Here is a 15,058-nt window from a genome sequence, read left to right as displayed (position 1 = left end):
ATCGCACGGGAAGATTTACTTTCTTTAAACAGAAAGTAAAAACGATATAATTGCACTATATAGAAAACAACAATCAGGCATTAGTATAGCTTCTCCACGCACAAAAATTTGTGGAGAAAACTATTTCAGCATAAATAACTTGGTTAGTTTACTTTATTAAAAAGGACAAAAATCTTAATTGATATTTGTTTAAAAGAAATCTATTTGATTACACAAAAGAGATCAAAATTTTAATTCTATTATTGGTTGCTTGCTGTTGCTTCCTTTATTAGATTTACATACTTTTCCATTTCCTTTTTAGCTTTTTGAGCCTTACCATATCTTTCTGCAGCTTCATATAGGCCAGCCTCTGCACCATATAAGGTTGTACGAATGTAATAAGTAGAAATATCCTCGCCTACAGCCTCTGCGATTAACTCTTCAATCCATTTTACACCGCCATCAACAGCTGATTTATCTTCCATTTTGGCTAAAGACTGCATATAAAACAAGAAATATTTTCCATACACCTGTGGAGGTAAAATTTGTTCATCTTTAACAGCACGCATTACTTCCAACATTTTTTTCCAATCACCTTGACGAGATAACATAGAAGTATTTAACCAAACGGCAGCCATACTTTTACCTGGTTCTTCAGCAGTAACCAAATAATCAACAAAAGCATCGTAGGCTTCCTTATCGTAAACTGCAAGGTTTGGATTCATTGAATATTGCATTGCCTTATCCAGAATGGCACTAGCCAATTTTGTTTGAACCAACTGTTTTTGATTTTGGCCAGGTAAAGCATAAAATCTTTCAGCATTATCTCTAACAGTCAACAATGTTTTTGACAATGGATCATTTTCATATTGAACAATTAACGACCAAACTACTGGTGTTGCCAATTGATCAATATTAAGACCACTCAGGAATTCCTTGGTTATCTTTTCAAGCTCCTGAGCCATACCTGCAGTACTTAGCGCTTTAACTAGTCTGATCATAAAAGCAGGATCGCGATCCCCATTATTGTAGCGGGAAAGCATTGCATCCAGTCTTTTTTCAGGATCCAGGGCCTGTTTTGCTCCGGCAATAAGCCATTCCGCATCACCTGAACCCACCAATTTATGAACAGGTTGTTCTGTTTCCGGATCAATAAACATTAATGTTGGCAATGCGCTTACCTGCCAAACCTGAGCCAATCTCTTTGCGTCTTCGCTCTTTTCAACATTATAGCTGGCATTAATAAAATTAGAGTTGAAAAATTCAGCGACTTTATCTTGTGTAAAAACTTCTGATGCCAGTTTTTTACACGGTCCGCACCAATCTGCATAGCAATCCACAAATATCAACCTCTTTTCCTCTAAAGCTCTTTTCACAATCTTATTCCACGAAGTTGTTTCTTCAAAATGGATACTTTGATTTTGTGCAACAGCAAACGAAGAAGCTAGTGTGCAAAGGATAACTATAACCTGAAGTCTTTTTATAACTCGTTTCATCATATTTCAGTAATGAATTAAAAAGTTACGGGGTCTGTTAAATTGACCCCGTAATTATATTATTGTATTACCATGAAATCAGCAAGAGCTGTACCATATGAGCTAGAATAATAATCCTTGTCGGTAACATAGAATCTGATTCTTCTGGCCTTTTGTGTTTGCTTATCTTTATCTAAGTAAACAATGGTAGTTTCTCCCTGGCTATCACCAATAGGTACTTCTTCCTGATAAGTTGCTCTACGCCATTCTCCTCCATCGCTGGCTATTTCAATTTCAATCATATTAGGAATCAACATACTGTAATAACCTAATGAAGATGACTGCACAATTTTAAATCCTCTGATATCAACATCTTCTTTCATGTCAATTTCAATCGCATGTACACGAATACTTGAGATTCGAAGAGGAGTCCAGTCTGTATTAGCCTGATTATCGAAAAGATTTGCCAACTGAGAATCATATCCTGCCTCATCCGCCGGAGTTACAGTATACGACCATGAAGCAGTATTCTCTAGTAAGTTTACTTCAGGAATAACAGGATTTCCTTCTTTAATAAACCAAACTGGCGCTTCATATGACGCAAAATAATGTGAATTATATTGGTGTACATCAAGCTGAAGTTTGTCATGTGCAATATTCAATGCTGCCAAACTACGCTCTTTTTCTGAAAGAACCGATTGCTCTGAAGCATAGTAAGCGTAAGTAGATGTCATGTATCTGTTCTTACCAAAATAAACTTCTTTTAGATTAGGGAAATATAAAATATCTTCCATCGAAGCAATATTCTGATCAAATTCTAATACTTCAACATCTGCAATTGTGCTTGCTGTAAGCTGGCTAACATTTAAATAATCCTGAACCTGAGCAGCAAAATCACTGTTGAACACCAAAACATTAAGATTAAGTTTTATATCAGGAAAAACAACCTGAAAATCAGGATCTTCAATTTGATCTACACTACCTGTTCTGTAAATTATGATATCCTTAGCAAAATCTACATTTTCAAGAAGCAGTTCCTTTTGACCATTTGGCCAAAAATCAGGAGCAGTTTCAGTTCCAAGATTTACTTTTTCAAGTTGAAGACGGGTTTCATCAGTTTCACCAATCTTGTAATAACCTATTTCTGCAGTTAACAAATTATCTTTCCAGTTATCGAAAAATAAGAACAGATTATCGTCACCTACTTTAAATTGCTTGATAACAACCTGTGTAAATGTTGACAACGATTCATGTTCAAGAGAAAATGGACGTGCATAAATAGTTGTTTCCAATGATTGACCATCCATGTTATTTTCTTCGTCGAAACTAACAGAGCTTACAGAAAAGAAATAATCAAAATTCTCTAAGTTTTCAATAACACAACTGGTGCTATTTTTATCTACTAATGTATCTCTTGTGGACGAATCATCCTGCCATACAATATAAATTGAATCGCGCTCCAGGTCTTGATTATTTTCCCAGCTTAACTCTACAGATTCCCATTTTGCATTGGCCTCAAGATTAACACATTTAGCCAGATAACGAATTGGACCATCTCCAGTATAATCGGAATATGTATCTTCCAGGTTTTCACAACCGAAGAAGATACCCGCAGCAAGTACGGGTAATAGTATATATAATAGTAATCTCTTCATAATTAATTCTTTTTAGCATATACTTCAATCTCGTGGAAAGAAACGTACCCATCATTATTATTATAATAATCCGGTGACCACTCATCATTATAAGTATCTTCCACTGCTATTTTGAAATACCTGTAGGTATTACCATCAAATTCAATTGGAATAGACATATATGCTGGATCGGCAGCATTCATATCTGCAATACTCTGAATATCGTAATAATAACCTGTTTCTTGAACAATATACCAACGATCAGCTTGTGCCTCATTAGGATCTCTATCAAAAGAACCTACTTCTTTCCAGCTTCCTGATTCTACTTTAGGATCATTAGTTTCAATATAATCGTTACAGGCATATATTGTTACTTTACAAGGCGTTCTTGTATGATATTTATAATTGTAAAGCGAAGGTGACGCCATTCGGCTATGATCCAACATACTGTACAATCTAATTTCACCAACAACATTTGCCTCATTTATATCAAGAACAAAGTACATTTGATCATCATCCAAATTCTGCATAGCTCTTGGTCCTGCAATAAAAGTATATTGAGGAGGAACATTTCCTAGTACAAAATTTTGAAGACGTTGATTACCTTTTATATCTCCATCAAATAGATATTCTTTACCCCAACGTACAGCAGGATTATTATCTGTTTTTTCCTCAATGGAAAGATTAAAAGGATCAATCAAAGAAAACTCACTATTATCAACAAGGATACGACTGTAAGCTTCAACACTTTCCCATGATTGCGTACGAGCTACTTCTTGCTTATAATCTTCAGTTGTTATAAATACAGTGTTATAATCACTTTTCTGAGATTCATCAAGCGAATAAAAACGAGTTTCACCACCTGCTTTAATTGGAAAAGTTTCCAACAAGATGCTGTCTTCCTCATTCGTCAATGGGTTTGTTCCCAAAAAATATACGTTAGCAAAACCACTTACATATTCAGGAGCTGTATAACGCACTACAAAACCATCCCAAAATGAATCTACTTCAACACCGTCAAAAAACGAATAAACTGCTGAGGCTTTCGTATTGAATGTAAGACTCATAGCGTCAGATTCATTATCATTCTCATCTAAATAAGAAACTTCTACACCTACATTTTCCTGTGGCGCATTAAAGCCTGTTAACAATAAAGAATCGTTAGCAAAACTAGCCAGTTTTACAACTGAATTTCCGTACTGATCGCTATATTGAGCTTTGATACGATATACACGATTGTCACTAATACTATATCGCATAATTGCACCACCTTCAATTGGTTCAAAACTGATGCTATCCGGATTTGTTGGAACATTCAAACCACCAGCATCATCTTTATCGCAAGCGTAAAAACCTGCAATAACCAATAGTAATATTATTAATTTTTTCATGTGTCTAAAATTTGTTTTATTTGGCCACATGGAACTCGCCTAAATAGTCATTCTCGTGTGTGAGAAGTTTTTATCATAGCTCGTTTCATATGTCTAAATATGCTTTTAATTATCACATGAAACTGACCCAAATCACTTATCCTCTTGGCTCGTTTCATCTGACTAAATTTTTATCGAGGGCCAAACAGGAACCTCAAATTAATTTGATCATTTTCCTGTTTGTAAATTTTGTGGATCAAATTTACATGGCCCTTCCTGGTTTAATGTGATTATATTACCATTCCGGATTTTGCACATTTCCCGAAATCATTACTTCTTCACTTTTGATTGGGAATAAATAATCTCTCGGAGATAAAAACTCAGCCTTATCCCAAACAACCTTAGGACCTTCAAAATTATTGAAGTACTCTCTTGCATCTCTTCCCAGTACATTCCATCCTGTTGGCTTACTGTTTAGATTTAAATGTGCTGTTTTCCATCTTCTTAAATCCCAGAAACGTTGTCCTTCAAACGATAATTCAATCGTTCTTTCCTGACGAATAATCTCACGCATCCCTTCTTTTGTTGTAATTTTATCCGGATTCTTAGCATATTGAGTCCAGGCATCTTCAACTGAAGGAATACCAGCACGCTCACGAATTTTATCCAAAGCAGAAAAAATTTCATCCTTATGAGCACCGTTTGGTCCTTCATACTCATTCCATGCCTCTGCCTGAATTAAATACAATTCAGCTAATCGCAATGCTACCTTTGGACGACTATATCCAATGCTTGAATTTAATTGAGATGAATAACCATTGATTGGAACCTCTGTTCTGCTACCCTTCTTCACCCAATAACCTGTAAGGTTTTGAGGAGCATTAGATTCGATTTGATTTTGTTTAATTCCAACAGCTTCTCCACGATAGGTCTCCATTAACAAGTTATAGTAAGTACCAGCTCCTCGTTGCCAGTAAGTACCCTGTCCTGCAATATTTGCGTAAAAACGAGGCTCTCTGTTTAAGTGCAATACCAATACATCATTATCCAGATTTACTACATTATTATAGAAGTTGTTACGCTCTCGTCCCATTGTATATCTGCGTTCATAGTCCCATGTGTTATCTTCACTCAATGGCAATCCATTTTTAGTATAGAATCTTTCAACCATTTGAACACTGGTACCCACATCACCATATACACTTGCATCATAAAACCTGTTGCCTGTATTTGTACCTACAGAAGGTAAGGTATGTTGAAACAATCTGTTTCCTGAAGGAATCATTACCAATGCTTCTGTAGACTGATAATTTGGAGCCCATATAGACAATTCTATGTCGCGCATTGTATTCAATAACGGAGAAAGACGATCTGCAGAACCGGAAATCAATTGATAACCATTTTCTTCACAAATTCGAACGGCCTCATCAGCAGCTTCAGCTGCAATTCTCCATTTCTCTTCCTTATACTCGGGATCAAACAACAATTCACCTTCACTATTTCTGAAATCGCGATAAAATGAGTTCCCATTAAACAACGGTGAAGCCTGGAAAAGCAATACTTTAGCTTTTAATGCAATTGCACCCTCTTTTGAGAAGTACTCAAAACGCTCAGGATCCTTCTCTGCCATAACTAACAGATCAGGAATAGCTTCATCTAAAAGACTTACTATTTCATTAAAACAAGTATCAACGTGACTTCTTTTTATTTTCATTTTTTCAAGAGGTTCCCACACATCAATATTATTAGGTATTAATGCAATAGGGCCATATCGTTTCACCATCTCGAAATAGTAAAATGCTTTTACAGCCTTGGCTTCAGCAGTCCACACTTTCAATTCACCCGGACGTAAATTATATACGTCATTTAGATTCTCAAGAAATGTATTACAAAAACGAATGTTATTGTAAATACCATTAAAACGCCAAATATCACCATAAGGCGCCACCGCAGATTGCTGACCATCAGCAATATAAAACATAGATAAGTATGTGCTTGTACGACTATATTGTCCCCCTACAAATTCATCACCACCAAGTAATCCCGGATCTTGAAATTCTCCACCATAAAGTGTAGGAACTCCGGCATATACATCTTTCATCCAACGCTCAGCACCATCCCTAGTTTCAAAGATAGCCGGAACACTTAAAATATCCTCATCCGGTACTTGATCAAGGTAGCTATCACATGATGGAAGTAAAAGTATTACTCCCGCAATGCCTATTAATAATTTTTTCAAATTCATAATCAAATGTTTTTAGAAACTGATGTTTGCACCAATTGAATAAGTTTTCTGAATAGGATAATTAAATCCGTCACTACCTAACTCAGGATCCCAAATTTTAAAATTTGTGATTATGAAAGGATTATTCGCTCTAACATAAACTTTCACCCTTTTCATCTTCAATTTACTGTACAACTTTTCAGGGAGATTATATGCTAAATCAAGAGAACGACAACGTATAAAACTTACCTCACGCATGAAGTATGTTGAGAATCGAGGATTTTCCTGATTAGCATATGATTCTTCTTCCTTGTTGTGATAAGTTAAACCATTGGTAGATAAACGTGGCCAGAAAGGTTTGCTCTGCATGTTATCCGGAGTCCAGTGATCATCATAAATTTCTTTTAATAAAGCATGATCATTCACAAAAGGGGATAAACTTGAAGGATTCATAAACATTGAACGTTGTCCTGATCCCTGAAATGAAAAGTTAAATTCGAAAGCCCTATAGTTTACCACACCACTTAATCCATAAATTAAACGAGGTGTAGTTGGGAATCCAATATGTGTAGCATCATTCACATCAATAACACCGTCATTATTGATATCTCTGTAACGGATATCTCCAGGCATTACATCTCCGGATTGAACTGGTGCATTGTCAATTTCTTCCTGTGTCTGGAATAAACCTTCAGCAATATATCCTACTTGCTGAGAGATATCGTGACCTTTACGTCTTTGCCATGATGGTTTATCCATTGCTTCCTCAATCGATTCGAAAGTTGCTTTGTTATAGGTTATCGTACCATTTAAAATAAACCAGAATTTCTCGTTAAAAGCATGTTGGATTTTACCTTGAAAATCGATACCTCTTGATCTTACTTTACCAATATTATCCAGAGGGAATACACCTAATCCCATTGATGCAGGTACAGCCATACGTTCCGCTAGCACGTTATGACGAATTTCCTGATAGGCATCAACATTGATATCAAATAATCCTTCAAATAATTTTAAATCTAATCCAAGGTTAACTTGCTCTGCAATTTCCCATGTAACCTCAGGGTTTTTATATGCCGAAATAGTATAACGATCTTGTGAATTCACAGATATATTTGGCAAGTAAACAAATCGTGAATTGGAAACACCAGTGCTTCCAGTTCCTGCACTTCCAATACCATCGTTACCAACCTTACCATAAGACAGTCTAAGCTTCATAAATGTTAACCAGTTTGAAGCTGGTAACAAAAATGGTTCTTTTGAAACTACCCAACCTAAACCAGCAGCAGGGAAAAATCCAAAACGGTTATCTTTAGCAAAACGTTCTGAACCATTGTAACCAAAACTGGCTTCAGCATAATAACGCTCTTTATAACCATAGGCCATACGCATAGATAGTCCCATATTTCGGGCAGGGATGGCATCTAACAACGACACTGGTCGAGAGTTAGTCGCTTGTTGCATTTGGTATACAGCAGTATAACTGGTTGTATGCTCTTTCCATGCTGCAGTATGCAATACTCTGAATTCTCCTGAAATACGAGTAGCACCAGCTGAGTTATTAGCAGGATTCTGTAGTCTTAAAGTACGATCACCTTCTTTTACCTGCTGAAGTGTGTGCTCTCCTGTTTGATAATCATAGTCTAATAAACGGTATAAATACTCATCAGTAGTAAAAACATTCTGATAATAGCCCTCCTGATATAATGAACCATTGGCTCTTACCTCTAATCCTTTTATTAAATCAGACAGGTTTTGAATATACTCTAATCTATTGATTGTAGAAAAACGACTACGCTCCTGATATCCTTTCTGAACCTGGGCATATGGATTGCTGGTATTAACAGTCAAACCTCCAAAACGAATATGTGGCCAGTCATGAAATTCATCTGCAGGATACACTGCTGCATAATCAACAGGACTTGCATTAAAAGCCAGACTATACGCTTGTCTTACATCGGTTTGCGGTCCATGATATTTATCCTGAGTAGTAGTAGAGTTTAAAACTAACTTTGCTGTTGGTGTCAGGTCAATATTCAGGTTTACACGAAATGCAGTGGTATTATTACGAATGTTTACATCAAACTGATTCAATCGGTCAGTTTCTAACATACCGTGGTCCATGCTATAATTTAAAGAAGCATAATACTGGATAATTTTAGATCCTCCACGAAGGTTTAATCCCATATGGTGGTTTATAGATGCATCTTTAAACAATAAGTTATACCAATCATTGGCAGGATACACATATGATGGATATCTGCTACTACCTGTGTTATTAATTTTTTCAGATGTATACAATGGAGTTGCTAAAGGATCACGTCCTGTTAAAGCTTCATTGTAAGCTCTCATATAAGTAACCGGGTCAACTACATCTATTTCGCGAGTTGGCATAGAAGTAATAGCCTCATAACGAACTGAAGTATAAACCTGTCCCTCATGTCCTTTTTTAGTAGTTACGAGAATAACTCCATTGGCACCACGAGCTCCGTACATGGCAGTTGCTGAAGCATCCTTCATTACACTAAAACTCTCAATATCTTCAGGATCAATACGAGCAAGGTCTAACTTAGAAACCTCAACATTATCCAAAAGAATTAATGGATCAGTGTTTGCATTCTCATTAAATGAAGTAATACCACGAATGTAAAACTTGGTACTCATTTCATCTTCAGTTAAAGCTCCTGGCATACCACCTGTTTGCCATGCAACCAAACCAGGGATACGACCTGCAAAACTGGAAGTTAAGTCACTGTTTGATGACTTTAATGATTCAGGTTTTACAGTAGTAATTGATGATACAACGCTTTCCTTTTTTTGCGAACCAAACGCTACAACTGTTACCTCGTCAACATTTTCTTGTGTCGGTTTCAATTGAACGTTTAATTTAGACTTTCCTTCAAGAGGGATAGTTCTGCTGGTATATCCAATAAAAGAAAACTTCAAAACATCATCCGACATAACAGTCATAGTGTAACGGCCTTCACCATCAGTTGCTACACCTTTCATTGTTTTGTTAATGACAACACTCACCCCGGGAAGCGGATCTCCATTTTCATCAGTAACACGCCCTTTTAAGCTATAATGCTTGTTTTGAACTTGTTCAGATGAAGTTTTTCCCTCACTAATAAGAATAACATTATCTTTAATTTGATAACTATATCCATTTTTTACCAATACCTCATTCAGAATAGTTTCTATAGAAGCATTGGGAATCGTAACACTAACTTTTTTAGTTTCAGGAATTAGTCCTTGCATATAAGTAACTTTCATTCCTGTACGACTCTTTAAGTCATTTAAGACCGATACAATAGTTTTATTCTCATACTTTACATCTAGTGTTTGTTGAGAATAAGCCGATGTGGCTACAAAAAATCCCAGACAAAAGAACAGTACTGTCAGTACCAATTTTGAATTCTTTAGCCATAAAGCCCCTTTCCATTTCCGCGCCGGGAGATGGACGTTTTGATAACAATTTTTCATACATTTGTAATTCGAGTTAAATTATAATTACTGTTGCAACAGTTTTTATTTAAAATCGAGCGGTAGGTTTTACCAGAACTTACCGCTCTTTTTTAGTTCTTCATTGTAACTTCAATTTCTTCTTTTTGATATTTAAACTCTACAGGACTAATAGCCTGCAACATATCCAACACACTAATCAAATTATCATACCTTGGAACACTTCCTTTAAAAGCTAACTCTTTAGCCTTATCATCATTATACACAAATTTCACATCATACCAACGTGATAATCTGTTCAGGAATTCTTCCATGGTGACATTTTCCAAAGAAAAGAAACCTTCCTTCCAGGCAATAATTTCAGTAACATCAACCGAGTTAACTTTTAACATTTGCGACTCTTTATCGACAATTGCCTGTTGACCCGGGATTAACAATACTTTTTTATCTGATTCTTTAACATTGATTTTTACACTACCAGAAACCAAAGTTGATTGTACAGTACTTTCTTCAGGGAAAGCCAAAATATTAAACTTAGTTCCCAATACAGTTAACTCCTGTGCTTCTGTTTCAACAATAAAAGGCATCTTCTTGTTGTGAGTCACTTCAAAATAAGCTTCTCCCTGCAGGAAGACTCTTCGTTCATTCCCCTTAAACTTCTGAGGATACTTAAGTTTTGATTCTGCATTTAACCAAATTGTTGTTCCATCGCTTAGTACAATTTTATACTCTCCTTTACGCGGAATAACAATTGTATTATAAACCAATGAGTCCTCAAGATTTGGTTCTTCAATTTTTGTTTCTTTATAAGAAACCATGCCTTTATCAATATTGATTAAAGCATCTTTTTCTTTTACAACATTTTTCACCTTAGGTGATAATTCAATTTTTCTTCCGTCAGCAAGTTCAAGTATGGCCTGGTTACTACCTGGCTGAATATTCCCCTGATAATTATCAGGACCCACATTGCGACCTAAGAATAACACAGAACTTATGGCTATTACCAACAATACAGAAGCTGCCGCCATACGATAAAACATCATACGTCTTTGCTTAGATTTTCTATTCTCTAATTTCTTACGTGTTGCGTAATATGTATCATCCAACTCTTTTTGGAGTCTTCTGGTTAAATTCTTTTCATTACTTAAAAATTCCAGATGATGCAATAAGTTATCATTATCAGAACTTTTAACCTTCCATTCATTAAGAATGGAAAGCTCTTCGTTTGATAAAGGCTCCTTATTCAGGTATTTATTTATAATTTCATCTATCACCATTACGGATTATCATTTTAACTAAAGAGGTATCTTCAAAAAAATTCAACATTTAAACATATACCATCCCCTTTCTAATAACACTAAGACGATTTTAAAAACACTTTTCAGTGACAGTAGGTGTATTTTTTTTGAAAAAAATTTCAAATAGACTCTTTTTCCAACCTTGTCGTATTTATTTTTTTATGCCTCATTCTTACGATTAATTTTTATATTTGCGCAGATTCAGAATTATCTGAAAGATATTACACACTGAGAATCAACACTGTTATGTCTCATCAAAAAACAAACGAAATATTAATCATGTACAAGAAGGATGAGAAGTCTGCTTTCAAACTTCTTTTTGATACATATTATATTCCGTTGGTACTTTTTGCAAATAAGATGATTCAAAATGAACACTCCTCAGAAGATATAGTACAAGAAACCTTAATTAGTTTCTGGCAAAAGAAACGTTTTACCGATGTTAAAACCGACCTTGATTATTATTTATTCAGATCTGTAAAAAATAAAACATTAGATTACCTTAAATCAAAGGATAGACGTCAAGAGGTTTTAATGTCAACTCACGAAGATTACTCAAAAACTGAATTATTCAAAACTGAAGATGTAGATGAGTATGTAAAATTGTATAAAACCATAGAACTTCTCCCTCAGGAACGACGTAAAATTTTTAAACTTGTTCATTTAGAAGGTTACAAATACAAAGAAGTTGCCGAAGAATTAGGTATCAGTGTAAATACTGTACAAACACAACTTCGCCGTTCACTCCAGTTTTTACGTGAACAGCTAACTATAACTAACGATAGTGAAGAAAATGAATAAGGCTAATAATCAAATATTGATTACAACCAGGAATCTGGTTTTGAGCTAATACTATTTTCAAGTTCACCGAAAGATTACTATCTCGCATTATATATTTTTAAAGAAGCTCCTCTCATTTAGTTTCTTGTTTTAATACTTCTTTTCATCTTTCACGATTATGAGATCTGTATCAATTATTGTAAATTGATCTTTGTCTTAAATAATCATATAAATCTTAAAATCTATGGCTATATATAAATGTCAGGCTTGCGGATATGAATACGATGAAGAAAGAGAAGGAACACTATGGGATGAACTTGAAGAAGATTGGTGTTGCCCTATATGTGGCATAAACAAACCCATGTTTGCTCAAAAGGAAGCTGAAGAAGATGGTACGCCATCCAGCACTCCTGCAACAAAAGAAACTTCTATGGATTCATATTTAAAGGAATGGTCCAAATCTTCAGATCCAAACGAGAATCACCTCAGTGAAATTCATCAAATGGCTCAATCAGGAGAATCCATCTCTGAACCAATGAAAACCAGGATGCCAATTATTTCGTGGGATGATATTATTATTAAAGGTGCTCAACTCCATAAAATACCACTAAACCCCGGCGATGAAGTTTCAACCCAAACAACTATCGGACAAAATTCCAAACATCCGCTTATACTTGAAACTCCAATCTACATTAGTCACATGTCTTTTGGTGCCATATCCAAAGAGTTTAAAACTGCCATGGCCAAAGGTAGTGCTGCAGTAAAAACCTGTATCTGTTCAGGTGAAGGTGGCATTTTAGATGATGAATTAAACAACGCTTACAAATACATTTTTGAATATGTGCCGAATGAATATAGCGTAACAGAGAACTACCTTAAAAAAGTTGATGCTATAGAAATAAAAATTGGTCAATCGGTCAAACCCGGTATGGGTGGCCATTTACCTGGAGATAAAGTCACCACCGAAATTGCTCAAATAAGAAATAAACCTGTTGGTGAGGATATTCACAGTCCATCTTCGTTTAAAGACATTAAAAGCAAGGAGGATTTAAAAAAGAAAGTAGACTGGCTACGAGATAAATCGGATGGCAAGCCCATTGGTATTAAAATTGCCGCTGGTAACATTGAAAAAGATCTGGATGAGATTATTTACGCTAACCCCGATTTTGTAACTATAGATGGAAGAGGTGGCGCAACCGGATCCGCCCCAAAATTTGTTAAGGATCACACATCGGTTCCAACTCTTTTTGCTCTTTACAGGGCTAAAAAACACTTAGAACATCACAAACGAGAAGACATTGCCATTGTAATAACCGGCGGCCTCAGAGTTTCTCCTGATTTTGCAAAAGCTATTGCTCTTGGAGCTACTGCAGTGGCCATTGCTACTTCAGCCATGATTGCAGGCGGTTGTCAGCAATATAGAATCTGTAACACAGGTAATTGCCCGATTGGAATAGCCACTCAAGATCCCGAACTAAGAAAACGTATCAACATTGATCTATCTGCAAAAAGGATAGAAAACTTTTTAAAGGTAAGCACTGAGGAACTGAAAACCTTCGCCAGACTGACTGGCAATAGCGATATACACGATTTAAGTATTAACGATTTAAGTACAGGAAATTCAGAAATCTCAAAACACACAGATATTTCACATTTTTAATCATAAAAAAAGCTGCATCTAACACTCAATTGTGTTATCATGCAGCTTTTTATTGCAATATCGTTTTGATCTTTAGTCCTTAATCTGCCTCCCCTTGTCTAAAATCAGGCATTCCGTTTTCATCCCATGCAATCGCACGAGCCCTGGTATGTCTGTTAAAATCAAACAATGAGTTTCCTCTGATTTGTTCATAAACCCTGGCATGATAAATCAACACATCTGTTTTGCCATCTTCTGCCACAGTAAAACAACTATGTCCCGGGCCAAACCTTCGGGCTTCTTTATTTGTAGAAAAAACAGGTTCCTGAGATTTGTGCCATGATTTAGGATCTAACAAATCTGCATTTTCATCTGCCCATAACATTCCAATACAGTAATTGGCATCAGTTGCACTGGCAGAGTATGTTACAAATATCTTCCCATTTTTCTTTAGCACTGCAGGTCCTTCATTTACTTTGTATCCCCTTCTCTCCCAATCAAGTGTTGGATCACAAATAATCACTTCTTCTCCCTTAAGCTTTATTGGAGATTCCATTTTTGAAAGCAATAACGATGTATTTTCACCTTCTCTTACGCCTTGAGCCCAGATATAATATAACTCTCCATTATTTTCAAAGGTAGTTGCATCTAATGAAAAAGAATCTTTCTGAGTAAATATTCTTCCTTCCTCTACCCATTCACCTGTGGTCGGATCATCTGATTCGTTGGATAAAACATACATACGAATATGCCAAACATTATCAGCATCGCCGGCAGCAAAATAAACATACCATTTGCCATTTATTTTATGCAATTCAGGTGCCCAGATAAAACCGCCCATAGTACCTTCTTCGTGTTTTTTCCAAACTACTACAGGCTCTGCAGTTCCAATTCCGTTTATGGTATTCGATTTCCTTATTTCAATTCTATCATATTCAGGAGCTGTTGCTATAAAATAATATACTCCATCATTGTTTTTATAAACCCAAGGATCTGCTCGTTGTGCCGCAATCGGATTTATATATTCAACTTTTTTTTCACAACAGCCAAAAGTAAAAATGGCAACTGCTACCAAAACAATTATTCTTAATCCCATTTGTCTTTTCTTCATTACTTTAGTTTGTTTTCTCCTGTCTATAAGTTTTTATAATAAAATATCTCAATGACAAAAATAGTATTTGCTCATTGAGATAAGTT

Annotated in this window: 9 protein-coding genes; 2 read left to right on the top strand and 7 right to left on the bottom strand. The window is 35.6% G+C overall.

Features of this window, described 5'->3' with window-relative positions; genetic code table 11:
• Positions 1-239 precede the first annotated feature (239 nt).
• The 6 genes from OM075_RS10080 to OM075_RS10055 all read right to left on the bottom strand — a co-directional run bounded on the left by OM075_RS10080 (position 240) and on the right by OM075_RS10055 (position 11,421).
• Entirely contained in the window at positions 240-1,478 is a 1,239-nt protein-coding gene (locus OM075_RS10080) for a thioredoxin family protein (protein WP_301190382.1), read from the bottom strand.
• A gap of 56 nt (positions 1,479-1,534) precedes the next feature.
• Positions 1,535-3,109 carry a DUF4998 domain-containing protein gene (locus OM075_RS10075; RefSeq protein WP_301190381.1) on the bottom strand — a complete coding sequence of 525 codons (1,575 nt, stop codon included), beginning with the start codon at positions 3,107-3,109 and terminating at the stop codon, positions 1,535-1,537.
• 2 nt (positions 3,110-3,111) lie between these two features.
• On the bottom strand, positions 3,112-4,479 hold the full coding sequence (locus tag OM075_RS10070; protein ID WP_301190380.1) for a DUF4959 domain-containing protein: 1,368 nt from the start codon (positions 4,477-4,479) through the stop codon (positions 3,112-3,114).
• 274 nt (positions 4,480-4,753) lie between these two features.
• Positions 4,754-6,703 (bottom strand): RagB/SusD family nutrient uptake outer membrane protein, encoded by a 1,950-nt coding sequence (locus OM075_RS10065; RefSeq protein ID WP_301190379.1) that lies wholly within the window; start codon positions 6,701-6,703, stop codon positions 4,754-4,756.
• A 12-nt stretch (positions 6,704-6,715) separates the two neighbouring features.
• Complete coding sequence (locus OM075_RS10060) at positions 6,716-10,165, bottom strand: TonB-dependent receptor (protein WP_301190378.1); 3,450 nt, start codon at positions 10,163-10,165, stop codon at positions 6,716-6,718.
• Positions 10,166-10,257: 92 nt separating this feature from the next.
• Positions 10,258-11,421: a FecR family protein gene (locus OM075_RS10055; protein WP_301190377.1), complete on the bottom strand. Its 1,164-nt coding sequence runs from the start codon at positions 11,419-11,421 to the stop codon at positions 10,258-10,260.
• A gap of 267 nt (positions 11,422-11,688) precedes the next feature.
• On the opposite strand from OM075_RS10055, the gene OM075_RS10050 reads away from it, so the two are divergent.
• A complete protein-coding gene (locus OM075_RS10050) occupies positions 11,689-12,243 on the top strand; it encodes an RNA polymerase sigma-70 factor (RefSeq protein WP_301190376.1) in 555 nt (184 codons plus the stop codon).
• Between the two features lie 223 nt (positions 12,244-12,466).
• Complete coding sequence (locus OM075_RS10045) at positions 12,467-13,882, top strand: glutamate synthase-related protein (RefSeq protein ID WP_301190375.1); 1,416 nt, start codon at positions 12,467-12,469, stop codon at positions 13,880-13,882.
• Positions 13,883-13,961: 79 nt separating this feature from the next.
• Here the strand turns inward: OM075_RS10045 and OM075_RS10040 are convergent, their stop codons facing one another.
• Positions 13,962-14,972, bottom strand: coding sequence for a glycoside hydrolase family 43 protein (locus OM075_RS10040; protein ID WP_301190374.1), 1,011 nt, complete (start codon positions 14,970-14,972; stop codon positions 13,962-13,964).
• Between the last annotated feature and the right edge of the window lie 86 nt (positions 14,973-15,058).

Source organism: Plebeiibacterium sediminum (genome assembly GCF_026013605.1).
GTDB lineage: Bacteria > Bacteroidota > Bacteroidia > Bacteroidales > Marinilabiliaceae > Saccharicrinis > Saccharicrinis sediminus.
This window is presented reverse-complemented; position numbering and strand designations above follow the sequence as displayed.

What these genes read in the sequence shown, in the direction of transcription:
- OM075_RS10080 (WP_301190382.1), bottom strand. Translation starts at nt 1,478, where the DNA reads ATGATGAAACGAGTTATAAAAAGACTTCAGGTTATAGTTATCCTTTGC.
- OM075_RS10060 (WP_301190378.1), bottom strand. Translation starts at nt 10,165, where the DNA reads ATGAAAAATTGTTATCAAAACGTCCATCTCCCGGCGCGGAAATGGAAA.
- OM075_RS10065 (WP_301190379.1), bottom strand. Translation starts at nt 6,703, where the DNA reads ATGAATTTGAAAAAATTATTAATAGGCATTGCGGGAGTAATACTTTTA.
- OM075_RS10050 (WP_301190376.1), top strand. Translation starts at nt 11,689, where the DNA reads ATGTCTCATCAAAAAACAAACGAAATATTAATCATGTACAAGAAGGAT.
- OM075_RS10055 (WP_301190377.1), bottom strand. Translation starts at nt 11,421, where the DNA reads ATGGTGATAGATGAAATTATAAATAAATACCTGAATAAGGAGCCTTTA.
- OM075_RS10045 (WP_301190375.1), top strand. Translation starts at nt 12,467, where the DNA reads ATGGCTATATATAAATGTCAGGCTTGCGGATATGAATACGATGAAGAA.
- OM075_RS10075 (WP_301190381.1), bottom strand. Translation starts at nt 3,109, where the DNA reads ATGAAGAGATTACTATTATATATACTATTACCCGTACTTGCTGCGGGT.
- OM075_RS10070 (WP_301190380.1), bottom strand. Translation starts at nt 4,479, where the DNA reads ATGAAAAAATTAATAATATTACTATTGGTTATTGCAGGTTTTTACGCT.
- OM075_RS10040 (WP_301190374.1), bottom strand. Translation starts at nt 14,972, where the DNA reads ATGAAGAAAAGACAAATGGGATTAAGAATAATTGTTTTGGTAGCAGTT.